Annotated in this window: 21 protein-coding genes; 17 read left to right on the forward strand and 4 right to left on the reverse strand. The window is 54.9% G+C overall.

Features of this window, described 5'->3' with window-relative positions; translation table 11 throughout:
• The first annotated feature begins 26 nt into the window (after positions 1-26).
• The gene (locus tag ABIE48_RS01015) at positions 27-344 is read left to right on the forward strand and encodes a hypothetical protein (RefSeq protein ID WP_192716240.1); all 318 of its coding nucleotides are present in this window, start codon (positions 27-29) and stop codon (positions 342-344) included.
• Here the strand turns inward: ABIE48_RS01015 and ABIE48_RS01020 are convergent.
• Both ABIE48_RS01020 and ABIE48_RS01025 read right to left on the reverse strand, forming a co-directional pair.
• Entirely contained in the window at positions 328-504 is a 177-nt protein-coding gene (locus ABIE48_RS01020) for a hypothetical protein (protein WP_163882478.1), read from the reverse strand. The genes ABIE48_RS01015 and ABIE48_RS01020 overlap by 17 nt on opposite strands.
• A 14-nt stretch (positions 505-518) precedes the next feature.
• Positions 519-884: a hypothetical protein gene (locus ABIE48_RS01025; RefSeq protein WP_076175060.1), complete on the reverse strand. Its 366-nt coding sequence runs from the start codon at positions 882-884 to the stop codon at positions 519-521.
• Between the two features lie 614 nt (positions 885-1,498).
• Here ABIE48_RS01025 and glpK point away from each other — a divergent pair.
• The 5 genes from glpK to ABIE48_RS01050 all read left to right on the forward strand — a co-directional run bounded on the left by glpK (position 1,499) and on the right by ABIE48_RS01050 (position 8,489).
• Positions 1,499-2,989, forward strand: coding sequence for a glycerol kinase GlpK (glpK, locus tag ABIE48_RS01030; protein WP_145026155.1), 1,491 nt, complete (start codon positions 1,499-1,501; stop codon positions 2,987-2,989).
• Positions 2,990-3,045: 56 nt separating this feature from the next.
• Positions 3,046-4,710: a glycerol-3-phosphate dehydrogenase/oxidase gene (locus ABIE48_RS01035; protein WP_145026152.1), complete on the forward strand. Its 1,665-nt coding sequence runs from the start codon at positions 3,046-3,048 to the stop codon at positions 4,708-4,710.
• A gap of 309 nt (positions 4,711-5,019) precedes the next feature.
• Positions 5,020-6,429: a deoxyguanosinetriphosphate triphosphohydrolase family protein gene (locus ABIE48_RS01040; protein WP_089549916.1), complete on the forward strand. Its 1,410-nt coding sequence runs from the start codon at positions 5,020-5,022 to the stop codon at positions 6,427-6,429.
• A 28-nt stretch (positions 6,430-6,457) separates the two neighbouring features.
• Positions 6,458-7,396, forward strand: a complete 939-nt coding sequence (locus ABIE48_RS01045; protein WP_192716241.1) for an LLM class flavin-dependent oxidoreductase — start codon at positions 6,458-6,460, stop codon at positions 7,394-7,396.
• 142 nt (positions 7,397-7,538) lie between these two features.
• Complete coding sequence (locus ABIE48_RS01050) at positions 7,539-8,489, forward strand: TRM11 family SAM-dependent methyltransferase (protein ID WP_192716242.1); 951 nt, start codon at positions 7,539-7,541, stop codon at positions 8,487-8,489.
• A 344-nt stretch (positions 8,490-8,833) separates the two neighbouring features.
• Here the strand turns inward: ABIE48_RS01050 and ABIE48_RS01055 are convergent, their stop codons facing one another.
• Entirely contained in the window at positions 8,834-9,805 is a 972-nt protein-coding gene (locus ABIE48_RS01055; protein ID WP_192716243.1) for a D-2-hydroxyacid dehydrogenase, read from the reverse strand.
• A 394-nt stretch (positions 9,806-10,199) separates the two neighbouring features.
• On the opposite strand from ABIE48_RS01055, the gene thpR reads away from it, so the two are divergent.
• The 6 genes from thpR (at position 10,200) to ABIE48_RS01085 (ending at position 18,768) form a co-directional block, all read left to right on the forward strand.
• Complete coding sequence (gene thpR, locus ABIE48_RS01060; protein WP_354518127.1) at positions 10,200-10,817, forward strand: RNA 2',3'-cyclic phosphodiesterase; 618 nt, start codon at positions 10,200-10,202, stop codon at positions 10,815-10,817.
• A gap of 256 nt (positions 10,818-11,073) precedes the next feature.
• Entirely contained in the window at positions 11,074-11,931 is an 858-nt protein-coding gene (locus ABIE48_RS01065) for a cell wall hydrolase (protein WP_145026137.1), read from the forward strand.
• 55 nt (positions 11,932-11,986) lie between these two features.
• Positions 11,987-12,670 (forward strand): metal-dependent hydrolase, encoded by a 684-nt coding sequence (locus tag ABIE48_RS01070; RefSeq protein WP_076175040.1) that lies wholly within the window; start codon positions 11,987-11,989, stop codon positions 12,668-12,670.
• Between the two features lie 95 nt (positions 12,671-12,765).
• On the forward strand, positions 12,766-13,251 hold the full coding sequence (locus tag ABIE48_RS01075; RefSeq protein WP_145026131.1) for a ferritin-like domain-containing protein: 486 nt from the start codon (positions 12,766-12,768) through the stop codon (positions 13,249-13,251).
• 386 nt (positions 13,252-13,637) lie between these two features.
• Positions 13,638-18,236 (forward strand): glutamate synthase large subunit, encoded by a 4,599-nt coding sequence (gene gltB / locus ABIE48_RS01080; RefSeq protein WP_145026128.1) that lies wholly within the window; start codon positions 13,638-13,640, stop codon positions 18,234-18,236.
• Positions 18,237-18,573: 337 nt separating this feature from the next.
• The gene (locus ABIE48_RS01085) at positions 18,574-18,768 is read left to right on the forward strand and encodes a hypothetical protein (RefSeq protein WP_354518131.1); all 195 of its coding nucleotides are present in this window, start codon (positions 18,574-18,576) and stop codon (positions 18,766-18,768) included.
• Positions 18,769-18,936: 168 nt separating this feature from the next.
• On the opposite strand, the gene ABIE48_RS01090 is transcribed toward ABIE48_RS01085, so the two are convergent.
• Positions 18,937-19,305 carry a helix-turn-helix domain-containing protein gene (locus tag ABIE48_RS01090; protein ID WP_076175034.1) on the reverse strand — a complete coding sequence of 123 codons (369 nt, stop codon included), beginning with the start codon at positions 19,303-19,305 and terminating at the stop codon, positions 18,937-18,939.
• A 224-nt stretch (positions 19,306-19,529) separates the two neighbouring features.
• Between ABIE48_RS01090 and ABIE48_RS01095 the strand changes: the two genes are divergently transcribed.
• The 5 genes from ABIE48_RS01095 to ABIE48_RS01115 all read left to right on the forward strand — a co-directional run bounded on the left by ABIE48_RS01095 (position 19,530) and on the right by ABIE48_RS01115 (position 24,035).
• Complete coding sequence (locus ABIE48_RS01095) at positions 19,530-19,961, forward strand: hypothetical protein (RefSeq protein WP_076175032.1); 432 nt, start codon at positions 19,530-19,532, stop codon at positions 19,959-19,961.
• Between the two features lie 223 nt (positions 19,962-20,184).
• Entirely contained in the window at positions 20,185-20,856 is a 672-nt protein-coding gene (locus tag ABIE48_RS01100; protein ID WP_192716608.1) for a sugar transferase, read from the forward strand.
• Positions 20,857-20,917: 61 nt separating this feature from the next.
• A complete protein-coding gene (locus ABIE48_RS01105) occupies positions 20,918-21,874 on the forward strand; it encodes an LCP family glycopolymer transferase (protein ID WP_192716245.1) in 957 nt (318 codons plus the stop codon).
• A gap of 477 nt (positions 21,875-22,351) precedes the next feature.
• Positions 22,352-23,263 (forward strand): ABC transporter ATP-binding protein, encoded by a 912-nt coding sequence (locus ABIE48_RS01110; protein WP_145160849.1) that lies wholly within the window; start codon positions 22,352-22,354, stop codon positions 23,261-23,263.
• The gene (locus ABIE48_RS01115) at positions 23,256-24,035 is read left to right on the forward strand and encodes an ABC transporter permease (protein ID WP_192716609.1); all 780 of its coding nucleotides are present in this window, start codon (positions 23,256-23,258) and stop codon (positions 24,033-24,035) included. Before ABIE48_RS01110 ends, ABIE48_RS01115 begins: the two co-directional genes overlap by 8 nt.
• Positions 24,036-24,060 lie beyond the last annotated feature (25 nt).

Here is a 24,060-nt window from a genome sequence, read left to right on the forward strand (position 1 = left end):
TCATACTAAAAGGGAGGCATCCGCTTATGCTGATTTATGAATACCAACCGACCATCCAGACGTTCTCGCTGTTAGAGCCGCTGCTGCCGGGCTGCGTGCGGGAACGCATCAAGGCGATTATGGACGCCGCCCCGGAAGCGACGTTTTTTTGCAAAATCGAGGACTTGAACCCGAGCATCCGCGTGTATCTCCTGGAACACGATCCGGTTGACGACTATACAGAGTGCCATCTGCTGTCATGCGACCGGATCGGTCAGGACTATGAATACCTGAGTCTTTCCGTGGAACAGGCCCGTTCCGTGGAAAGGTTCGCAGCCCAGATCCCCGTTATTTCCCGGAGTTAGCAGAAGCTTGCTCGCGTTTGACCCGCTCGTATTCTTCCTCGATCGTTTTGGACAGCAGCTCCGTGGCGGTCATGTTCAGCTTCTTGGCCGCTTCGGCAAGCTGCTTTTTAATGTAGGCAGGTACATCGTAATGAAATTTAACCTTGTTGCCGTATGGCATAACCAAAACCCCCTTTACCCCATAACTTCCTGGTATTTACGCTCGATAATCCGGATCAGCAGCTGGGTTGCGGACATGTCCTGCAGCGCCGCCGCTTCGATCAGCTTCTCTTTGATTTCCGGCTGGAATTCGTAAGGCAGCTTGAGCTTCGGCTCGGACATGTGGCCTTCCATCGTTTTTTCCGCATCGATCGCGAGCTTCACCAGCTCGTCCAACGTCGAAGTCTGGGATGCTTCACGGCCGTATTTTGGCAGCACCCGGATCAAATACTGCTTCAGCGACTTCTGATCTTCCTCGGCGATGTCCAGCTGCAGCCGGTCTTCTTCGACGTTCAGCTTGCAGTCCACGTGATAGCCGAACAGGTTAATCGAATAGTTCATGCAAAAGACCCTCCTTGGATATTTGTTGTTTATTATATAGTGTATCGATACGCATTACAATATAATAATTTTATCCATTTGTCATAGCTTTCACTCCTCTGTAATGGGTCCTCACAATGTCCTTACTATGTCATCGTCATATCCTACAATGTTTCCACTTCGTCCTCACTACGTCTTCGCCACGTCCTACAATGTTTCCACTTCGTCCTTACTACGTCATCGTTAGGTCCCCACAATGTCTCCACATCGTCATCGCCAAGTCCTCACAATGTCTTCTCAATGTCCTCTCAATGTCCTCTCAATGTCCTCACTACGTCATCACCACGCCCTCACTCTGTCTTAAATTCCTCTTTATCCGCTCCTTTTCTCGCCCTTCAATTCTCCCCAAGAACCTCATCAGTCCCATCATCTGTACTCCGCCATTTCCTTCGCCAATCTTCGATTTTGTTAACCCGAACCCGCTCCAAATATAGTATGATGTCTCTAAGGAAAACCATGTAAACGTCACCAAGCGACATGGTTTGTCTTCCTTACCGGATATACATCCAGCAACATCCCGAATGTGCACAACCACAACGAGCGCATCGTTCGCTGACGGAAGCAGGGAGGGTTCTATGGAAAAATACATTTTATCACTGGACCAGGGGACGACGAGTTCCCGGGCTATCTTATTTAATGAAAAAGGAGAAGCCGTACATACGGCCCAGCGGGAGATAACGCAGCATTTTCCCCATCCAGGCTGGGTGGAGCATAACGCCAATGAGATTTGGGGATCGGTCCTGTCGGTGATCGCGTCCGTGCTGTCGGAATCGGGCGTGAAGCCCGAGCAGATCGCGGCGATCGGCATCACGAACCAACGGGAGACCGCGGTGGTGTGGGATAAGGAAACGGGCGATCCCGTGTACCATGCGATTGTGTGGCAGTCGCGGCAGACGAGCGGCATTTGCGAGGAGCTCAAGGCCCAAGGGCTTGACGACACCATCCGCGCCAAAACAGGGCTTCTGATCGATCCGTACTTTTCCGGTACGAAGGTCAAATGGATTCTTGACGAAGTCGAAGGCGCCCGGGAGAAGGCGGAGCAGGGCAAGCTGCTGTTCGGCACGATCGATACGTGGCTCATTTGGAAATTTACCGGCGGCCGCGCGCATGTGACCGACTATTCAAACGCATCGCGCACGCTGATGTATAACATTTACGAGTTACAATGGGACGACGAGCTGCTGGAGATTTTGGGGGTTCCGGCCTCCATGCTGCCGCAGGTGCGTCCATCCTCAGAGGTATACGGCCTGACGGTACCGTACCACTTCTTCGGCACAGAGGTGCCGATCGCCGGCGTTGCGGGCGACCAGCAGGCGGCCCTGTTCGGGCAGGCGTGCTACAGCAAGGGCATGGCCAAGAACACCTACGGCACCGGCTGTTTTATGCTGATGAATACCGGTGAAACGGCGGTCCGCTCGGAGCACGGTCTGCTGACGACGCTCGCATGGGGCATCAACGGCAAAGTGGAATATGCGCTGGAAGGCAGCATTTTCGTGGCGGGCTCGGCCATCCAGTGGCTGCGCGACGGGCTGCGGATGCTGAAGGAGTCGAAGGAGAGCGAGGCTTATGCCGCGCGCGTGGCTTCCACGGATGGCGTGTACGTCGTCCCGGCGTTCGTCGGACTCGGCACCCCTTACTGGGACAGCGATGTGCGCGGAGCGGTGTTCGGCCTGACGCGCGGCACGTCCAAGGAGCATTTTATCCGGGCGACGCTGGAATCGCTGGCCTACCAGACGAAGGATGTGCTGTCCGCGATGGAGGCCGACTCGGGCATCGAGCTGACCACGCTGCGTGTCGACGGCGGTGCCGTGCACAACGATTTTTTGATGCAGTTCCAGAGCGACGTGCTCGGCGTCTCGGTCGAACGGCCGGTCATTAACGAGACGACGGCGCTGGGCGCTGCGTATTTGGCAGGACTCGCCGTCGGCTACTGGAAGAGCCAGGAGGACATTTCCGGCCAGTGGGCGATCGAGCGCGAGTTCCAGCCGGTGATGGAAGAGAAGGAGCGAACCGGGCTGTACGAAGGCTGGAAGAAGGCCGTACATGCAGCCATGGCTTTTAAATAAACACAGAAACATATCTTGGGGGGTCTCTTTTTCGATCTGGAGGGAGATAAGCACAGATGATATGGTCCAATACGAATCGCGAACAAATCAAGGAGAGCTTGAAGCAGGAAAAGTTTGACGTCCTGATCATCGGCGGCGGTATCACCGGGGCAGGCATCGCGCTGGACGCGACGACCCGCGGGATGAAGACGGCGCTGGTGGAAATGCAGGATTTTGCCGCAGGCACATCCAGCCGCTCGACGAAGCTGGTGCACGGCGGGCTCCGCTACCTGAAGCAGTTTGAGGTCAAAATGGTCGCCGAGGTCGGCAAGGAGCGGGCGGTTGTATACGAGAACGGTCCGCATGTCACCACGCCGGAGTGGATGCTGCTGCCGATCCACAAGGGCGGCACGTTCGGCAAATTCAGCACGTCTTTCGGACTGCGGGTGTACGACTATTTGGCCGGCGTCAAAAAAGCGGAGCGCCGTATGATGCTCTCCCCGCAGCAGACGCTGGCGAAGGAGCCGCTCATCAAGAAGGAAGGGCTGAAGGGCGGCGGGTACTACGTGGAATACCGCACCGACGACGCCCGCCTGACGATCGAAGTGATGAAAGCGGCCGTGGCGCACGGGGCTGCGGCGCTCAATTACAGCAAGGTCGAGGAGCTGCTGTATGACGCCCGGAATAACGTTCGCGGCGCGGTGGTCCACGACCAGCTGACCGGGGACACCTATGAAGTCCACGCCGCCAAGGTTATTAACGCTGCAGGGCCGTGGGTCGACCGGATCCGCGAGAAGGATGCGTCGAAGGAGGGTAAAACGCTGCGCCTCACCAAAGGCGTCCACCTGGTCATCGACCAATCCCGGTTTCCGCTTGAGCAGGCGGTGTACTTCGACACGCCGGATAAAAGAATGGTGTTCGCCATTCCCCGCGACGGCAAGGCGTATGTGGGAACGACGGATACTTTCTTCGACCGGGATACGGCGCATCCCCGGATGACGTACCAAGACCGCGACTATATTATTAACGCGATCAATTATATGTTTCCTGAGCTGCAAATTACGGCGGAGGACGTGGAGTCCAGCTGGGCAGGGGTACGGCCGCTCATTCTTGAACAGGGCAAGGATCCGTCGGAAATATCCCGCAAGGATGAGATCTGGGAGTCCGGCTCGGGACTGCTGACGATCGCCGGGGGCAAGCTGACGGGCTACCGGAAGATGGCCGAGACGATTGTGGACGTGCTGTCCCGGGAGCTGACTGAACAAACAGGGCGCCCGTTTAAAGCATGCCAGACCAAGCATCTGCCGATTTCGGGCGGGGACTTCGGCGGCTCGGCACAGTATGAGCCTTTCGTGCGGAAGACCGCCCAGACCGGAATCGAGGCGGGGCTGGCCCCGGATGAAGCCCTCGCGATCGCCGGCAAATACGGCACGAATGCATCCGGCGTCTTCCGGCTGATCCAGAGCCACCGGGCGGAGGCGGAAGCGCACGGGCTGCCGCTGATGCTGTTCGGCCAGCTGGCCTATGCGCTGGAAGCGGAGATGGCGGCGACGCCGGTGGACTTTTTTACCCGCAGGCTCGGTGCGACGCTGTTCGATATTCAGCTCGTACGCACCTGGAAGGCGCCGGTCATCGAATATATGGGCAGTGTGCTGAACTGGAGCCCGGCGGCGAAGGAAGCATACGCGGCCGATCTCGACCGCGCGCTGCTGGAGGCCGTGGAGCCCGCGGAATCTGATTGAGCATTATAAGGCAGTCGAATGCAGCATTCCATCAGGAACCTTTCATCCCCAGGATGAAGGGTTCCTTTTTGGCTTGGGATGATACCCGCCAAAACCCGCAGGCTCCCAGTCTCGACAATGGTGAATCAATGAGAAAACTGCCTACCTGTCAATCCGCTGTCAGTGATGTTTACACCAACTGTTCGGATATTTGCGATAAACTTTGCATTTTTATGGAAAATAGGCACTCGCCCACGTCCCATGTTAGTACACCTCCGGCAAAATCGCTTATAATAAAAAAACCATACTGTCGTGAGAGGAGTGCTGTACATGAACATTAAAGAAAAAAGAGAGCATCGGCAGTACCCCGAACAAGTGAAATCCGACGCGTCCCGCGCGCCATATGAGCGGGATTATTCGCGGCTGATCCATTCGCCGACGTTCCGGAGGCTGCAGGGCAAATCCCAAGTGTTCGGCGCGGGTACGGGGGACTATTACCGGACGCGGCTGACCCACTCGCTTGAGGTGGCGCAAATCGCCCGGGAAGCGGCGCGCAGCCTGCTGCGGGCGCATCCCGAGGTCAGCGACGAGCAGGCGGACAACCCGGGGCTCGTGATCGATCCGGAGGTGGTAGAGTGTGCGGCGATCGCGCATGACTTCGGCCATCCTCCTTTTGGACATAAAGGGGAAGAGGTACTGGACGGCATTCTGGATCAGCTGATCCGAGATCGGACGAAAGAAGCCGTGAAGGGGCTGCATCTGTCCCCGGATGAAGTGAACGACGTCCGCGCTAGGCTGCGGAAGAAATACGAGCATTTCGAAGGCAACGCGCACAACTTCCGGCTGATCATGTTTTTGGAGAAGCGGGAAAACGTGGACGGCCTGAACCTGTCCGATGCCATTCTGCTGGGCATCAATAAATATCCATATCCCGGCACCCTGCTCAAAAAGGGGCTGTACCAGCACGAATGGGGCTATATTTCGCAGATCCGCCAGGACTGGGGCATTCCCGCAGGTAAAAAGACGCTCGAAGCGCAGCTGATGGATTTATGCGACGATATCGCTTATTCGGCCCATGACCTCGAAGACGGCATCAAAGCCGGGAAAATCGAAGTGCACGAGCATTTTCTGAAGGATCCGCATATTTTGCGCCTGATTGTCGAGAAAGTCATGACGCTGGAGGACGCGTTCTGGGATAACTGCCCGGAAGAGCATATCCGCTACAAGGTGGAGGAAGTGCTGACGTCCTTTTTAAAAGTGTGGAATGAGAAGCTTCCGTACTGCGAGTTTGACTACTCCCGTACCCGCCGCGAGGTCAAGGCTTACTGGGTAAGCCTGTTCGTCAGCAGCCTCGGCGTCATTGACGACGGGGACTGGAAGAAGGTGACCTTCGTCAAGGAAGGCCAGGAGGACCAGGATATGCTCCGCACCGTCAGCGTGCTGAAAAGCTTCGCGTGGGTCACGATGATCCGCGATCTGCGGGTGCAGCGGCTGCAGAAGCGCAGCGAGTGGATGATCCAGCGGCTGTGGGATGCTTTTCTCGATCCGGTCGCCTCCAAATCGATTATCCCCTCCGACTGGCTGCAGCGGTTCGAGAAGGATCAGGCCGGGCCGAATCCGATCTGGACGTGGGAGCACATGGTGATCGACTATATTGCGGGCATGACGGATGCGTTTGCTGAAAAAATTTACAATGAGCTGTACGGATTGAAGGTAGGTTCCATTTACGACCTGGATTAGGCAGCCATAGAAGGGAAGGAAAGACCGGATGGGCGCTCTTAAACTTAGCGTGCTGGATCTTGTACCAAAAATAGGAGAGGCGTCCTTTGAGGAAGCACTGCAGGAAGCGGCCAGCCTTGCCCGCCATGCAGAACAGTGGGGTTACACCAGGTATTGGGCGGCGGAGCATCACGACCTGGTGAACCTGTCCTGCGCCGCACCGGAAGTGCTGCTGGCGCATATCGGGGCCCGGACCGAGCGGATCCGCATCGGGTCGGGGGCGGTCCTGCTGCCGCATTACAGCCCGCTGAAGGTCGCGGAGAACTTCCGCATGCTGGCTGCGCTTTACCCCGGCCGCGTCGATCTTGGCATCGGCCGGGCGCCCGGCGGCTCGGCGCATGCCTCGATGGCGCTGAGCGGCAATTATTTGCAGCATGTGGCCGAGATGCCGGCCCGCGTCCGCGCACTGATCGAGCTGCTGGAGGACCGCTATGCGTACGAGGACGTGCCGGTCGCGGCCAAGCCCCTCCCGCGGATCCAGCCGGAGCTGTGGATGCTCGGGACGAACAACAAAAGCGCCGGCTTCGCGGCGGAGAACGGGACGGGCTACGTGTTCGGCCAGTTCATGAGCGACCGCGACGGCGCCGAGGTGCTGGCGGCCTACCGGGAGGGCTTCAAGCCGTCGGCGCTGCTGGAGCGGCCGAGAAGCATCGCGGCCATCGGCGTCATTTGCGCCGCGACCGAGCAGGAGGCGCTGGCGCTGTCCCGCCGGTCAGCCCTGCCGGAAGTCGAGCGGCCGGGACCTGAGGCCAGCGAGCCGCAGCCGCAGGCGACCCGGCTGATCACCGGGTCGCCGAAGCAGGTGAAGTCGAAGCTGCTGGAGCTGGCGGATTCCTTCGGGTGCGACGAGTTCCTGGTCACCACGCCGGTGATGAGTTATGCCGAGCGGCTGGAATCTTACCGGCTGCTGGCGTCGGTGTGCTTATAAAAGGGAGCCGAGCAAGTTCGCCTGCCATTCTGCAGGCTCGATTCTTGATTGGGAATGGGAATTCGGGAATGTAGAATAGTGACGGTGCTGAACGGTTAGACCGCAATGGAGCCCGAAGATAGGGAGAACGAACGGAGGAACTATGGAATTGACATCCGAACCATCGGAGATTATTTATATGTACGCCAGCCACGAGTCGGAAACGGAGCTGTGCCGAATGGAGCTGAATGCTCTGCTCGGGCAGGCGAAACCCTTGAAAGGGAGAGGCCCAATGCTGCGCAGCTCCCGGTTGCTTGACCCGGACCGCAGTCCGTATGTGTCGATGCGTCTGGACGTGCTGATGCAGGGCGACTCGGTCGAAGAAATTGCCCGGCAGGCTTCGGAGTTAGAGCTTGGGGGCGCCACATTCAAAGTAACGTACGTAAAATCCGGCGATCCCTGCTCCTACGAGGACCAGCGGATGCTTGAGCGCCGTGTCGGCAGCAGCATCCGGGGGAAGGCGGAGATGAAGCATCCGGACGTGCAGTTCGGCCTTCTGTCCGCCGAGGGACAGTGGATGCTCGGATGGTGCCGGCATCCCGAACGCACTTGGCGGCTGCACAAGGACAAGCCGCACAATTATTCCACCGGGCTCAGCGTCACGACCGCCCGTTCGCTCGTGAACATCCTTGTGCCGGAGCCCGCAGGTGTCCGGGCCGCCGATCCCTGCTGCGGCATGGGGAACGTGCTGATCGAAGCCCTGTCGATGGGCATCGACATCCGGGGCTGGGATATCAATCCGCTGGCCATCCGGGGAGCACGGGCCAACCTGAAGCACTTCGGCTATCCGGAGGTGGTGGCGCTCGGAGATATGACGCAGGTGACGGAACGCTTCGATGCGGCCGTCCTGGACATGCCGTACAACCTGTGCTCGGTGCTCAGCACGGATCAGCGGCTCGTTATGCTGCAGAGCCTGCGCCGTATGGCGAAGCGGGCTGTTATTGTATCGACGGAGGAAGCGGCGGAATCGATTCAGCAGGCGGGCTTTGCCATTCTGGACAGCGCCCGGGTATGGAAAGGCAGCTTTGTCCGGAACGTCTGGCTTTGCGGGTGACGGAGGCGGATAAGCCATCCGGCATGCGATTACTTTCTACTATATATTAGAAGAAAGATTCTCATCTTATTAGTAGTAGAAGATTCTCATCTTATTAGTTGAAATTTCTCATTATAATAGAAGAAGATTACCTTTATGAATTGAAGTCAAGTCAATCATCTCAGTGCTCATCACGAGTATCAAGCCAAAAAAAGGCTGCCTCACGATCCGGTCTGCAATCGACCGGTAACGTGGGACAGCCTTTTTTTCATGCCCCGAATATATCAGGACTTTCGCATAGCATGCGGAAAATTTCGGAGGCAAAACTCCACCTTGCGGGGGACAGCTGCTGGGAGATGTCCGTATTAATAAGCACGCTCATAATTGACGAGATTACGCGGAAGCTCTTTTCCCTGCACGTAGGCCTTCAGGTTTTCGACAAAAATATCGATGACCCGTTCGGTATACCGGTCAGTGCTTCCGGAAACATGCGGCGTAATGATGACCTGCTCCATGTCCCAAAACGGGTGGTCCTCAGGGAGCGGCTCCTTCTCAAACACGTCGAGCCCGGCGCAGCTGATCTGCCCGCTGCGGAGCGCTTCGAGCAGGGATGCCGTATCCACCGTCGGCCCGCGGCCCGCATTGATGAAGCAGGCGCACGGCTTGGCCGCCGCCCAGGCATCGGCATTCAGCAGGTGATGCGTCTCATCGGTAAGCGGCAGCACGCTGATGATGTAATCGCCTTGGCTCAGCGCCTTGTGGAGCCCGTCCATGGTGAACATCTCGTCCACATGAGGATCGGCTTTACCGGAACGGCGGACGCCGACGGTGCGCATCCCGAACGCCTTGGCAAGGCGAGCTGTCTCGCTGCCGATCTCGCCGACGCCGACGATGACGGCCGTTCGGCCGTGCAGCTCGGACAAGGTGTCCCGTCCCGGCGCGGCCAGATTGGTCTCCCAGCTGTGCTTGAGCTGATTGCGGACCGAGACGTGCAGCTGACGCGAGAAGGAGAGCAACATGCCAAGGATCGTCTCCGAGATCGGAATTGCATGGACGCCGCTGGAATTCGTCAGCAGCACGCCTTTCTGTTCGAGCTTGTCCAGCGGAAGCGTGTCCACGCCGGCTGACCAGGTCTGCAGCCATTTCAGCCGGCTGTCTTGATTCAGCACCTGATCGGCAATCTGTCTGGACCAGCCAACCAATATTTCCGCTTCGTTTACGAGTGCGGGATCCGCATCGGTGCTTTTGACGACGGTCAGCTTATAGCCGGGAGCGGCTTGTTCAATCAAGCGGGTCTGCTCCGGAGTCAGGGAATGCAGACAAACAATTTGCTTCATACCGTTTCAGCCTCCTTCATGTATGTACCCTTGATGTGATGTTTCTGCTACTCTAAATAGAATGAACTAATGAAATGTTACAGGCCGTATTGGGCTGCTATAACAGGAAGCTTAATGCAAATCTTTAGTTCAATCTATATATTATGAATATATTCAGGATAACAGATTTGAAACGATATACAACAGGACCCCTCGAGACCAAGTGAATGAAAGGGAGCAGCTGTCAAGTAAACGCCCTCCTGAGAGTATGCTTTTGCGTAACTCTGCTGCATGACAATGGGCCCGAAAGGTGAAACTATATTAATGAAGGAATTCATGCGAATTATACCTTCGGTACCAATTTTTACAGGATCATTTTATGCGGCGCAAAGGGGAAGAAAGGGGAAATACTTGCATGGAAATGAAAGAGAAACAAGTACAAGATAAGCCTTTAAGGCTATTCGTCGCGGTCCGGATACCGGAATCGATCCGATCATTACTGGAAGAATGGAGGCACCGGAACGAGAAAGAGCTCGGTTTTAAAAAATGGACGCACCGGGAGGATTACCATATTACCGTCCAGTTTCTGGGGGACGCTGATGCTGGAAGAGTGCCGGAAATCGCAGCTGCCTTAAAAAGGGCTTCCTTGAAAATCAACCCATTTCAACTGGAATTTGGAGCGTTTGGCACCTTCGGGTCAGCGGAGTCTCCCCGGGTGTTATGGGCTGGAGTAATTGACCAATCCGGCGGCCTGGACAAGCTCTATGAAGCGGTCACTTCCGAGATGGGGGAACTGGGGTTCGCAAAAGAGGCGAGGCCTTACCGTCCCCATGTCACGATTGCCCGTAAATACGCGGGAAAATCGCCTTTTACAGGCTCCGATTTACCGTCTTTGACCGTGGAAAAATCCGGTTCTGAAGGGAAAAATCAGCCTCTGATTTGGGAGGTCGATGAATTTGTACTTTTTTCCACGCATTTGCACGAAAAGCCAATGTATGAGATACTAGAGGCCGTTCAAATGAAAGATTCGTAGATTGGAAATAAATAGCAATAGAAATCGAATATATTTTTCCGCACATGATCGAATATCGAATTCCCTTTGTTGCCGTATCCTGTGAAGTAAATTTGTGCCGTTCCTAAGCAACATGTGTTGTAAAGACTGTCCTGTTTGTCAGTTATTGTACGATCTCGGATACAGCAATTGACTGAAAATGTTTCCAAAGGTTATTCAAAACCTGTATTTTTGGTTACTTAAAGAGGGAATGTGCCGGAAATATAGGAGGAGAAACATGTACACATTACGTCAAAACCGCTGGATGGCACTGCTGATCGGTGTGCTTCTGGTGTGTTTCTCTGCAATTTGCATGCTGCTGCAAAACGAGCAGATGCATAAAATGCAGTATAACGACAGCACGAATCAACTGGGGGCCGTAACATACAGCAAGAACGATGAAGCAGGCTCAAGCCCGCAGCATTTATCCATACAGGGGGCAAAACACCCGTTAACCGCGGAAAACTCCGTGCAGCTTTTGAATGTAAATTTATTGAAAAAATGGAACGTTAAGCATCATCCCCTTTTTGTTGAAGGGATTTCAGCACAAACACCGGCTGCCGCCAAAAAGGCCCAAGCTGTGCAAGCGAAGCCTAAGGCGAAGAAAGCTGTAGCTGTTGCAGCCAAGCCGAAGCTGGATCCAAAACTGAATCCCCCCACCACGTTATTCTTCAGCCGGACCAAACTGCTCAGTCCTTCCCAGAAGTCGGAAGCGACCAAACAGTACAAGGTAACCGCTGAGGACGTGCTTCTGCTCCGTAGAATCGTGATGGCAGAAGCCGAAGGCGAACCGTACCAAGGCAAAGTGGCTGTGGCCAATGTTGTCTTGAACCGGCTGCGGTCAGCCAATTTTCCCGATACGATTAGAAAAGTCATTTACCAGAGATATCAGTTCAGTCCTGTGGCGAACGGCCGTTTTGACCGTGTGAAGCCGAACGAGGATTCGATTCATGCCGTCAATGAGGCGCTTAACGGACGCAAGGAAGTCTCGGATGATACGTATTATTTTCTGTCGCTGAAGCTGGCCGATGACCTGACGGTTCACCATACACGGACCTTGGCCAAGACGATCGGCAACCACTCCTTTTACAAATAAATCCCGTAAGTTTAAAATGTTTATGGGTAAAGGATAATGAGGAGGTGGCGTTCATATGAAAATTACGTATTATGGTCATTCCTGTGTGGTGGTGGAGGAAGGCGGCCGGAGCGTGATCATCGATCCGTTTCTCTCGGGCAATCCGGCATCGGGTATTGCGCCTGCGGATATCCGTGTTGATGCGGTGCTGCTCACCCATGGGCACTCCGACCACTTTGGCGATGCGCTGGAGATTGCCAAAGCGAATGATTGTCCAATTGTCGCCGTGTTCGAGCTGGCCGAGTTCTGCCGCAAGAAGGGCGCGAAAACCTTTGCCATGAACATCGGGGGGCAGCAGCAGTTTGACGGATTCAAGGTCAAATACACGCTGGCTTTCCACAGCTCTGCGGTACAGGACGGCGACGCGCTGATCTATGCCGGAGAACCGGCGGGCATCCTGCTGACCATGGGCGGCAAAACGTTCTTCCATGCGGGAGATACGGCGCTGTTCGGCGACATGCGGCTTATCGGTGAAATGAATCAGATCGACGCTGCCGCGCTGCCGATCGGCGACGTGCTGACGATGGGACCGGACGATGCACTGCTGGCGGCCAAATGGCTGCGGGCGGACCGCGTCATTCCGGTGCACTACAACACTTTCCCTGCCATTAACCAGAACAGTACGCTCTTCTGCGACCGTCTTCATCAGGAAGGCATTGAAGGACACGCGCTCAAGCCGGGAGAGAGCATTGAGATCTGACCGCTGATGAAGCGGTGGCATTGACAAATGGCACCCCCCGCCGTATCCGGGCATACAGTATCGTAACATTAGCCTATCGGAAAGGCGGGGGTTGATTGTTTTACCGAACTAGTGAACATAACGGGTATTTGCCGGCCGGCGAGCTGCAGAAAGCCGTACAGGGCGAGTACGAAGCGATCCGTAAAGGACGAAGGCTTCAGGAGCTGGCTCCCCCGGACCACCGGATTTATTTCAGCCGCGTGGTCGAAGAGGAGCGGCAGGGCCGTCTTGCCGAGCTGACCCGTCTCTTTTATGAGCATACCGGCTGCTATCCGGTCTTCAGCAAGGTTGAAACGCCCAGGGCGTATGTAACCGGACTGAAAGCGACCGTCGATGACGCACTCGAAGCCGCGTGGAATTATTCGGACCTGATGCTGACGGCGACGGACCCGAAGGTCCAGAAGCTGATGCTGCGCGCGATGAACAGCGAAATGCGCTGGGTCAGCCGGCTGCAGTTTTTGTACAGCAATTATTTCCACGAAGACGGCGACATGAAGCACAAGGGCACCATTGGCATCGCCGACAAACAGCTTCCCTCTTGAGTTGGGGGAGGCTGTTTTTCTGTATATTGGAAAAAACCAAGTTGAAATGAATAATCATACGTTTTTCAGGTTAATTACAACATGCCGCTTTAATGCTTCACTGCAAAACATTTCTTATCACATTCATAAAAAGTTTAAATTGCGCAGAGGTTTAGTGGGTGTTAAAATAATATAACCAATTCATTTTGAATAATTATCGACGTTTTATAACAAAAAGAAAACCATTCCCCCATGCAACGAGGATTTCCGCCGTTGTCGCATACCCCATTCCCCTAGTGAGCATGAAGTATTATTCTTGTAGCCAATGTCGTCTTCGTACTGGTTTATTTTGATGTATCTGGATTTACTAGCATTTATTTATTCTGAAGATAGAAAGGTTGCTTTCCATGAGACATACGGTATTTCCCCCTAAGCAGGGACTTTATGATCCGCAGTTTGAAAAAGACGCCTGCGGCATGGGCTTCGTTGCTCATATCAAAGGCCGGGCCTCCCATGAGATCGTAGGCCAGGCTCTGACGATGCTCGAGAATATGGAGCACCGCGGCGGACAGGGCAGCGAGCCCAATTCCGGTGACGGCGCCGGGATCATGCTGCAAATTCCTCACCGCTTCTTTGCGGAAGAAGCGGCCCGGATCGGCTTTGAGCTGCCTGAACCGGGGCAATACGGCGTAGGCATGCTGTTCCTTTCCCACGACGAAGCCGTTCGGGAGGCTCATGAGAGCCGGCTCGTCGAAATCATCCGGGAAGAAGGGCAGCAGTTCCTGGGCTTCCGCGACGTTCCGACCTATGACGAGATGCTGGGCAAATCCGCGAAGGAAGCCAAGCCGTACGTACGGCAGATTTTCATCGGACGCAGCATCGATGTGAAGGACGAAATGGACTTCGAGCGTAAGCTGTACATCATCCGCAGACGCGCCGAGCTGGCCATCCGTTATGGCGACGCTCCGCAGGCGGACTCCTTCTATATTTCCAGCCTTTCGTGCCGGAAAATTGTATACAAAGGGATGCTGACTACCAATCAGGTGGGGCAGTTCTATCTGGACCTGAGAAACGAGCTGGTGGAGACGGCGATCGCCCTCGTTCACTCGCGTTTCAGCACGAACACCTTCCCGAGCTGGGAACGGGCGCACCCGTACCGCTTCATGATTCACAACGGGGAGATCAACACGCTCCGCGGCAACGTGAACTGGATGCATGCGCGCCAGTCGCTGTTTAAGAGCGATATTTTTGGCGATGACCTGGAGAAGGTCAAGCCGGTCATCAATCCGGACGGTTCGGATACCGCCATGTTCGATAACACGTTTGAGTTCCTGTACCTGAGTGGACGTTCCCTGCCACACGTCGCCATGATGATGGTGCCGGAGCCTTGGAACAACCATGAAAGTATGGACGAAACGAAAAAAGCGTTCTACGAATACCACAGCACGCTGATGGAACCGTGGGACGGACCTGCGGCCATGGCGTTCACCGACGGCGTGCAGATCGGCGCCATCCTTGACCGGAACGGACTCCGTCCGTCCCGTTATTACGTGACGAAGGACGACCTGATTATTCTTTCTTCGGAAGCCGGCGTGCTCGACATTCCAGCTGAGGATGTCCTGTACAAGGACCGTCTCCGTCCGGGCAGAATGCTGCTCGTAGATACGAAGGAAGGACGGATCATTTCCGACGAGGAAGTGAAAGCCCAGATCGCTGCCGAGCAGCCGTACCGCGAGTGGCTCGACGAGCATCTGGTCAATCTGGATGAGCTTCCGGACGCGCCGGAGCTGCCGAATCCGAAGCATGACAACGTGCAGCAGCTGCAGCTCTCCTTCGGCTATACGTTCGAAGATCTGCGCAAGGTGCTGGAGCCGATGGCTTCGACCGGCCAGGAAGCGGTAGCCTCGATGGGCTACGACGCGCCGCTGGCGGTGCTGTCCGACAAGCCGCAGCGCCTGTACAACTACTTTAAACAAATGTTCGCGCAGGTGACCAACCCGCCGATCGACGCGATCCGCGAAGAGATTATCACCGCGACCGGAACGACGATCGGACCCGAGCGCAACCTGCTGCATCCGGAGCCTGAGAGCTGCCGCCAGATCCGTCTGGACACACCGGTTCTCTCGAATGAAGACTTCGCGAAGATCCGCCACGTGCACCGTCCCGGCTTCAAGTCGATGACGATTCCGATCTTCTTCCCTGCTGAGGAGGGGGCGGAAGGCCTGCGTAAGGCGCTTGACGGATTGTGTGAAGCGGCCGACCGAGTGATCAAGAAAGGCCACAACATCCTGATCCTGTCCGACCGCGGCGTGGACAAAGAAAATGCGGCGATTCCGGCGCTTCTTGCCGTATCCTGCCTGCATCATCATTTGATCCGCCAAGGAACGCGGACGAAAGTCAGCATTCTGCTCGAATCCGGCGAACCTCGTGAAGTGCATCATTACGCGCTGCTGCTCGGTTACGGCGTGAGTGCCGTCAACCCTTACCTGGCGTTCGAAACGCTGGACGACATGATCCAGCAGGGGCTGCTGCGCGGCGTGACGCACGAGAAAGCCGTTAAAAACTATATCAAGGCCGCCACGAAGAGCGTGGTGAAAATTTTGTCCAAAATGGGCATCTCGACAATCCAATCCTACCGCGGCGCACAAATCTTTGAAGCCGTCGGCCTGAAAGAGGATTTTGTCGAGAAGTACTTTACCCGTACGCCGTCCCGCATCGGCGGCATCGGCCTGGAAGAAGTGGCGGCCGAAGCGCTGGCCCACCACAACCGCGCCTTTACCGACAAGGACGGAAGCGACAAGGTGCTCGATTCCGGCGGTGACTATCAATGGCGCAAGGACGGGGAGGAGCATCTGTTCAACCCGCAGACGATCCACCTGCTTCAGCAGGCCGTACGCACCGGCGATTACCAGGTGTACAAAAAGTACGCGAAGCTTGTTCAGGGTGAAAACGAGAAGCATCTGACAATCCGCTCGCTGCTGAAGCTGAAACCGGTAGGAGCTCCGGTTCCGATCGAGGAAGTCGAGCCGATCGAGTCCATTATGAGACGCTTCAAGACCGGTGCCATGTCCTTCGGCTCCATCAGTAAGGAAGCGCATGAAAGCCTCGCGATTGCGATGAACCGCATCGGCGGCAAAAGCAACACCGGTGAGGGCGGCGAGGATCCGGCGCGCTATATTCCGGATGCGAACGGCGATTCCCGCCGCAGCGCGATCAAGCAGGTGGCTTCCGGCCGGTTCGGCGTAACGTCGAACTACCTGGTGAACGCGGACGAAATTCAAATCAAGATGGCGCAGGGAGCGAAGCCGGGTGAAGGCGGACAGCTTCCGGGCCGTAAAGTATATCCTTGGGTTGCCGAAGTGCGCGGTTCTACGCCTGGCGTGGGCTTGATTTCTCCGCCGCCGCATCATGACATTTACTCGATCGAGGATTTGGCGGAGCTGATTTATGATCTGAAGAACTCCAATCCGCGCGCGAACATCAACGTGAAGCTCGTGTCCGAGGTTGGCGTCGGAACGATCGCGGCCGGGGTGGCCAAAGGCCGTGCCGACATTATCCTCGTCAGCGGATATGACGGCGGTACCGGCGCATCGCCGCAGGGCTCCATCCGCCATGCGGGTCTTCCTTGGGAGCTTGGGGTTGCGGAAACGCACCAGACGCTCATCCTGAATAACCTGCGCGACCGCGTCGTCCTGGAAACGGACGGCAAAATGCTGAACGGACGCGATCTGGCCGTCGCAGCGCTGCTGGGTGCCGAAGAGTATGGCTTCTCTACGGCTCCGCTCGTGGCACTTGGCTGTATCATGATGCGCGTCTGCCAGATGGACACCTGTCCGGTGGGGGTAGCTACCCAGAATCCGGAACTGCGCAAGAACTTCATGGGCGATCCGGCGCATGTCGTTAACTTCATGAGATTCGTGGCTGAAGATATGCGTGAAATTATGGCGGAGCTCGGCTTCCGTACGATCCAAGAGATGATCGGACGCACGGACTGCCTGGATGCCGAAGCGGCGAACGGACATTGGAAGAAGCAAGGCATCGATCTGTCCGTTCTGCTCCACACACCGGAGCTTCCGGAAGGGAGCACGCGCTACCGCACGAAGACCCAGAACCACGGTCTCGAAGAGACGCTGGATATGCGCGAGCTGCTGAAGCTGGCGGCACCGGCGCTGGAAGACGGAACGCCGGTTACCGGCGAGCTTTCGATTACGAACGTAGACCGCGCCGTAGGCACGATTCTCGGCAGCGAAGTCACGCGGAAGTACGGAGCAGCCGGCCTGCCGGAAGACACGATTTCGCTGACCTTTACGGGAACGGCCGGCCAGAGCTTGGGCGCCTTCGTTCCGAAGGGCATCACGCTGACCGTGGTTGGCGACGCGAATGACTACACCGGCAAAGGGTTGTCCGGCGGGAAGCTGATCGTGAAGCCGTCGCCGAAATCAACGTTCAAGGCCGAAGAGAACATCATTATCGGCAACACGGCTTTCTATGGCGCGACAAGCGGCGAGGCGTACATCCGCGGTATCGCCGGCGAACGCTTTGCGGTCCGCAACTCCGGCGTGAATGTCGTCGTTGAAGGCGTTGGCGATCACGGATGCGAATATATGACAGGCGGCCGCGTCGTCATCCTTGGGGAAACGGGACGTAACTTTGGCGCCGGTATGTCGGGCGGCATCGCCTACGTCTATGATCCGCAGGGTTCGTTTATCGACCGCTGCAACCTGGAGATGATTCTTCTGGAGCGCGTTGAAGATGCAGAGGAAGTCCAGGAACTGAAGAGCATGATCGAGAAGCATGTCAACTACACGGAGAGTGCTGTCGGCGAGCGTGTGCTGGAAGACTGGGAGAACAGCCTAGGCCAGTTTGTCCGCGTCATTCCGAAGGATTACAAGCGGATGACACAGCAAATCCGCAAGGTTCAGGAGAATGGACTGAGCGGCGAAGCTGCCTTGCTGGCCGCCTTCGAAGCCAACATGCGCGAGCTCGCGAGAGCGGGAAACAACTAATTCTTCCAAACCGGATGTTATAAAGAAAGAATTCCTATCAACAAGGTTGAAATTTTCATATTTGCGCAATAATTGCTGGAAAGGGCATACGAAATGTTTTCAATTGGAGACATAAATCGTATGCCCATTTTTTTCGACAAAAATAGAACCTGCTTCAAAAAGCAATTGTCCCATTAGACGACAACATCCAGAAGAGGCTTGGGATATAATAAAAAAGACCTAGTCACTTGGCTGATTCTTGACATTCATACTTGGAACAGACGTTGTATTTGTCAACAAAAGAGTAGCCGTGGTAATCATTTTGGATAATATGTTGAGTGGAGCGAGGGTATCTTCGATGAGAGATGAGAGAAAGTTCGGTGCCGAGGCCCGGTCCAACCAAGAACTTCCGGAGCAAACCCAATTGGACATCATGAAAGTGTTGGAGCAATGCGGGATTCATCCTGACAACTGGAAGCGCTTTGTTCAAACAGATGGAGAAGGGGACGGATTAGCGGAAATTTCGCAGATCGTGTCCGGGGGGTTCACATAAAACGACAAGGAGGGACAGAAAACGTTTTATCATTCCGATTTTAGACAGGGAGGCCACCCTGCAGCAGATGTCTTCCATATGCTCCAAAAGGGGACCCCGTCGAATTACGGTAACCGAACCTATAAAAACCTCAGCCCTCCTAATTTCAAGGAAAGCTGAGGTTTTTCATTATTTCATGGACCGTTCCATCCGCACAAAAGCGATAAAACGTTTGGCTTCTTCCTCAGACAAGCGGCGGCCATCAATCGTCAAATTGAACTTTTCCAGCAAGTCCTCGTCAGAAAGCTCCAGTTGATCGACAAAATCCCGGACCTCCGGATCCATGACAATCTTCGGCTGGTTCGTACGGCCGATCAGATAATCGATGGAAACGTCAAATTTGTCAGCCAGTTTGGTCAGAATCTCAAAATCAGGTTTACGGCGGTTCTTTTCATAGTGGGATAGTGCGGCTCGCGTAATGCCTATGGATTGGGCCAATTCCTCCTGGGTCCAGCCGCGTTGGTCCCGCAATTCTGCGATGCGATTACCATGATTCATGAATTAACCTCCTCCGAATACCTGAAAAAATACATAAAAAAATTAGAAACAAATTGTCGCAAAAATAGATTCATATAGGAAATAAGTATTGACTAGTTACAAAATGTATCGTAAAGTGAAAATTGGAAATGATACCATTTGTATCAATTGTTGAGACGGATCGTATCCCTTAGCCAGTATAAGGCGTTATCCCGATTTTCATACCATGAGGCAGGAATAATCCGATGAATATGTTAACAGCACATGGCATACATCTTCAAACGTATATGTATATCCATCAGGTCGGGAACCAGACGGTTTTTCTGCATCGGACCCGTCCTGTCATCTTATGGGAATACGAGCCAAGCCGAATGGTAATCATCAGCGACTTGGATCTCCCCGTCGTGCCCGAGCTCAGGCTGGGGTTCATTATCCACGTTCCAAATGCCCCTGCCCGTCAGGTGTACGGCACCGTGGCTTGGAAAGAAAGCAGCATCTCCTTTAAGGCCCACCAATACGGCATTCGTATTGAATCCCCGCAGCAGGAGCCGGAGCGCATGACAAAACACCACAACCGCCCGCAACGAGGCGGCCGAGCGGCCTCCACACCGTATGAAAGTCCCTGTGACCACGATTCTTTCCCCGGCCCAGGACACCATTTTGATATCAAAGCATAAAAATCTTACGTTTTTTCGTAATGGGATACAGACATTTTACACTATTTATCAAAGGGCTGCATAGTGCTTTGCTTTAAAAAGGCTGAAGTATAAGCCTGTCATGTGATCGTCCGGTTGGACTTATATTGAGAGCGGGGGATGGATCAGTCATGGGACGTACGTTGACCTTGGATTTCCTGATGCAGATGCTTCAAAGGGACGAGGATGTTCATTTATGAGCAGCATGAATCCGCTGAACAAAACGGTGGACGTCGGCAAGCCCCTTCCGATCACTCCCCGGAAAGACAGGATGTTGTACCTTTGGGCCAAGCGAACCCTGGATATTAGCTTATCGCTTATAGGGCTGATTTTTTTATGTCCGGTATTCCTAGCCGTTGCCTTGCTTATCAAGCTGGAGGATCCAAAAGGCTCGGTGTTTTTCTCCCAGGTCCGCGTCGGCCGTGGGGGCACACCATTTAGGATGTACAAATTCCGGTCGATGGTCAGCGGAGCCGAGCTGATGCTCGGCAATTTGATCCAGCAAAGCGATGTGACCGGAGCGATGTTCAAAATGAAAAACGATCCGCGGGTCACCCGGGTCGGCCGGTTCATCCGCAAAACGAGCATTGATGAGCTGCCCCAGCTTGTGAATGTGCTGAAAGGAAATATGAGCCTGGTCGGGCCAAGACCGCCTTTGCCGCGGGAGGTAAGCGACTATACTTCCTACGATATGCAGAGGCTGCTCGTTGTCCCGGGGTGTACAGGTTTGTGGCAGGTCAGCGGAAGGAACCATGTGGGATTTCAGGAAATGGTCGAGCTGGACCTCAAATACATAAACGAACAGTCGATATGGATGGATATGATCATCATTTGTAAAACGGTCAAGGTGCTGTTCGGCGCGGATAATGCGTACTAATCGCTGCGTGACCAAGTGCGCAGGGCGCAGCTGTGTCCATTAGGAAGGTGGCAGATGCATCATGAAAAAATGGGTTGTTTCGACCATCGCCGTCGTATCGGTGCTGGTGGTCGGCGTCGCGGGATACGGATTGTATATTTACAATTCGGTCAAAGCGACGGCTAACGAAATATATGAAAAGCGGGAACCGTCGGTTGTACCGGTAACCGTCAGCTCGGATGGCAAGACAGGCGGCCAGGCGGATACGTCCAAGAGCGCCGAAAACCCGCCGGCGGTTCATCTGGATGAAAGGGAGCCGTTTACCGTTCTGGTCATGGGTGTGGATCAGCGCGAGGACGACCCGGGCCGCTCGGACTCGATGATCCTGCTGACGGTAAATCCGGCCAAGCAGAGTATCCTGATGTTCAACATCCCGCGTGACACGAGAACCGAAATCGTCGGCCACGGGACGACGGACAAGATCAACCATGCTTACGCCTTTGGCGGCGTAAACATGTCGGTCGCGACGGTAGAGCACTTCCTCGGTTATCCGGTCAACTATTACATCAAGGTCAATATGGAGGGCTTCGCCAAAATCATTGATTTGCTCGGCGGGGTGGAAGTGAATAATCCGTTTGCCTTCCAATATGAAGGATACGATTTCAAACAGGGCGACTTGAAGCTGGACGGCTCCGAGGCGCTGGCCTTCTCCCGGATGCGGTATGACGATCCGCGTGGAGATTTGGGGCGTAATGCACGGCAGCGGGAAATTTTGGAGCAGGTGATCAATAATGCGCTCAAAATATCGAATGTCGTAAAAATCGAATCCCTACTGAACCAGGTAGGCGACAGTGTCAGGACGGACATCACTTTCGACAATATGAAGACCTTCGTGACCGATTACCGGTCTGACCTGAAGACAATCGAGCAGGTGGAGATCAAGGGCCAGGGCAAGAAAATCAACGGAATTTGGTACTACATGGTCAGCGAAGAGGAGCGGCAGCGCATTCATAATGTCATTAAAGAGCATTTACAATAAGAGGCAGGCGTGGCTAGATGTCACGCTTGCTTTTTCATTTCCGGCGTTCTTTGCAGCATCTCGGAACCCGAATTGATTCATAAGCCCCACGTTGTGGGGTTATTTTTCGACGAAAACCGTCAGTTTCCTTGACAAAAGATGCAGATTCATGTAGATTTCTTGGTGTGTATGTTACAGAATGTATCTATGATAAGTCGTTGGTCATAATTTTAAGCGCAAAGACACACTTCATGGAAGGGAAGTCGATTCTCTTGAACAGTCAGCTATCCGTATTCTGCTTGCGATGTGAGCAGGTCATCCCTATGTCGGACACGGCACTTGTGTTCCGGACGGGATTTTACCGCACAGTGATTCCCCTGGGCTGCTGTACCCTATGTTATTCGCAGACACAATCAGAGGTAGATTTCCCATATGATGGGCATCTGCAAGGCGAATATGCTACAATGGGGCCAGACTTGGGCAGAAGGGGTGATAGAAATGCAGCAGGAACCGGTGGTTCGGCTGGAAGGTGTCACGAAGAAAGTCTCATCCAAAACATTGGTTGAGGATGTTACGCTGGACATCCCTCCCGGGCAGGTCTTTGGTTTTCTCGGTCCGAACGGGGCCGGAAAAACGACGACTATCCGCATGATGGTCGGGCTGACCAAGATCACCAAGGGAGATATTAAAATTTGCGGTTACAGCATCAAGGATCATTTTGAGCAGGCGATCGTCCACGTGGGGGCGATCGTGGAAAACCCGGAGATGTATAAGTTTTTGACGGGGTATGAAAACCTCCGGCACTTTGCCCGGATGATGTCAGGGATTACCGAGGAGCGCATTCAGGAAGTGGTTCAGCTCGTAGGGCTGAGCAACCGGATTCAGGACCCGGTGCGGACGTATTCGCTGGGCATGCGGCAGCGCCTGGGCGTAGCTCAGGCGATTTTGCACCGTCCGAAGCTGCTGATCCTGGACGAGCCTACCAACGGGCTGGACCCGCAGGGAATCCGCGAGCTGAGGGACTACCTGCGCCGGCTGTGCAGGGAAGAGGGGACGACGGTATTCGTCTCCAGCCACCTGCTGTCCGAGATGGAGCTGATGTGCGACGCCGTGGCGATCATCCAGAACGGACGGTTGATTGACGTACGCACACTGGCCGGTGTTGAGGGAGCGCAGGAGACGACCGTGGAAACGGCATTTGCGCTGGACCGTCCGGAGCAGGCCCAGGAGCTGCTTGGGGGCGGTACGGTACGCGATGGACTGCTGATCGTCCGGCTCGACCGAAATGGCATTGCCGACACGAATGCCCGGCTCGTCCAGAGCGGATTCAAGGTGTACGGGATTCAGAAGATAACCCGGTCGCTGGAGGACCAATTCTTGGAAATGACGGGAAGTGATCAGATTGGGTAGCTTTATCCATCTCGTGCAGAACGAGAACATGAAGATATACCGGAGAGCCCGGACGTGGATCATGCTGTCGATCCTGGCCATCGTCAACATTCTGATGCCGCTCCTGTTTCATTTGGCGGATGGCGGGGGCAATATCAGCTTATGGGAAAGCGTGCTTCAGGCCGGGGCGTTTACGTTTTTTCTGTGCACCATATTTTCGGTTGTGGTCGCGTCGGACTCCGTTGCAGGTGAATTCTCCTGGGGGACCATCAAGCTGCTGCTGATCCGCCCATGGAGCCGATCGAAGATTCTGCTCTCCAAATATATTGCCGTTGTGCTGTTCAGCCTGCTGTGCACGGTGCTGTTGATCGTCGTGTCATACGGAGTCTCCGCGATCTTCTTCTCGGGAGGAGCGGGCGGGTCCCTTATGGGCGAGCGCATCGGGCCGCGTCATTACTTTCTGATTATGCTTTGCGATTATGTAGACCTGTTCATGACCGTGGCGCTGGCCTTCATGCTCTCGGCCGTATTCCGGGCAAGCGGGCTCGCCATCGGGCTGTCGCTGTTCATCATGTTCGCGAAGGGCATCTTTAATATGCTGTTCAACCCTGAGCGCTACAGTTGGGCGAAGTTTTTGCCGTTTATGCACATGGATCTGTCGCAGTATCTGGCCTCTTCGGTGGGACCTGGAGGCGTGACGCTCGGCTTCTCGATTTTGATCCTGGCCATCTACTACGTCTTGTTTCTGGTCATCGCCTGGACCGTGTTCGCCAAACGGGACGTCGCGGCCTGACCTGTCACGATATTAAAAGCCAAAA

Source organism: Paenibacillus sp. OAE614, assembly GCF_040546645.1.
Taxonomy (GTDB): domain Bacteria; phylum Bacillota; class Bacilli; order Paenibacillales; family Paenibacillaceae; genus Paenibacillus_AQ; species Paenibacillus_AQ favisporus.

What these genes read in the sequence shown, in the direction of transcription:
- ABIE48_RS01015 (WP_192716240.1), top strand. Translation starts at nt 27, where the DNA reads ATGCTGATTTATGAATACCAACCGACCATCCAGACGTTCTCGCTGTTA.
- ABIE48_RS01020 (WP_163882478.1), bottom strand. Translation starts at nt 504, where the DNA reads ATGCCATACGGCAACAAGGTTAAATTTCATTACGATGTACCTGCCTAC.
- ABIE48_RS01025 (WP_076175060.1), bottom strand. Translation starts at nt 884, where the DNA reads ATGAACTATTCGATTAACCTGTTCGGCTATCACGTGGACTGCAAGCTG.
- glpK (WP_145026155.1), top strand. Translation starts at nt 1,499, where the DNA reads ATGGAAAAATACATTTTATCACTGGACCAGGGGACGACGAGTTCCCGG.
- ABIE48_RS01035 (WP_145026152.1), top strand. Translation starts at nt 3,046, where the DNA reads ATGATATGGTCCAATACGAATCGCGAACAAATCAAGGAGAGCTTGAAG.
- ABIE48_RS01040 (WP_089549916.1), top strand. Translation starts at nt 5,020, where the DNA reads ATGAACATTAAAGAAAAAAGAGAGCATCGGCAGTACCCCGAACAAGTG.
- ABIE48_RS01045 (WP_192716241.1), top strand. Translation starts at nt 6,458, where the DNA reads ATGGGCGCTCTTAAACTTAGCGTGCTGGATCTTGTACCAAAAATAGGA.
- ABIE48_RS01050 (WP_192716242.1), top strand. Translation starts at nt 7,539, where the DNA reads ATGGAATTGACATCCGAACCATCGGAGATTATTTATATGTACGCCAGC.
- ABIE48_RS01055 (WP_192716243.1), bottom strand. Translation starts at nt 9,805, where the DNA reads ATGAAGCAAATTGTTTGTCTGCATTCCCTGACTCCGGAGCAGACCCGC.
- thpR (WP_354518127.1), top strand. Translation starts at nt 10,200, where the DNA reads ATGGAAATGAAAGAGAAACAAGTACAAGATAAGCCTTTAAGGCTATTC.
- ABIE48_RS01065 (WP_145026137.1), top strand. Translation starts at nt 11,074, where the DNA reads ATGTACACATTACGTCAAAACCGCTGGATGGCACTGCTGATCGGTGTG.
- ABIE48_RS01070 (WP_076175040.1), top strand. Translation starts at nt 11,987, where the DNA reads ATGAAAATTACGTATTATGGTCATTCCTGTGTGGTGGTGGAGGAAGGC.
- gltB (WP_145026128.1), top strand. Translation starts at nt 13,638, where the DNA reads ATGAGACATACGGTATTTCCCCCTAAGCAGGGACTTTATGATCCGCAG.
- ABIE48_RS01085 (WP_354518131.1), top strand. Translation starts at nt 18,574, where the DNA reads ATGAGAGATGAGAGAAAGTTCGGTGCCGAGGCCCGGTCCAACCAAGAA.
- ABIE48_RS01090 (WP_076175034.1), bottom strand. Translation starts at nt 19,305, where the DNA reads ATGAATCATGGTAATCGCATCGCAGAATTGCGGGACCAACGCGGCTGG.
- ABIE48_RS01095 (WP_076175032.1), top strand. Translation starts at nt 19,530, where the DNA reads ATGAATATGTTAACAGCACATGGCATACATCTTCAAACGTATATGTAT.
- ABIE48_RS01100 (WP_192716608.1), top strand. Translation starts at nt 20,185, where the DNA reads ATGAATCCGCTGAACAAAACGGTGGACGTCGGCAAGCCCCTTCCGATC.
- ABIE48_RS01105 (WP_192716245.1), top strand. Translation starts at nt 20,918, where the DNA reads ATGAAAAAATGGGTTGTTTCGACCATCGCCGTCGTATCGGTGCTGGTG.
- ABIE48_RS01110 (WP_145160849.1), top strand. Translation starts at nt 22,352, where the DNA reads ATGCAGCAGGAACCGGTGGTTCGGCTGGAAGGTGTCACGAAGAAAGTC.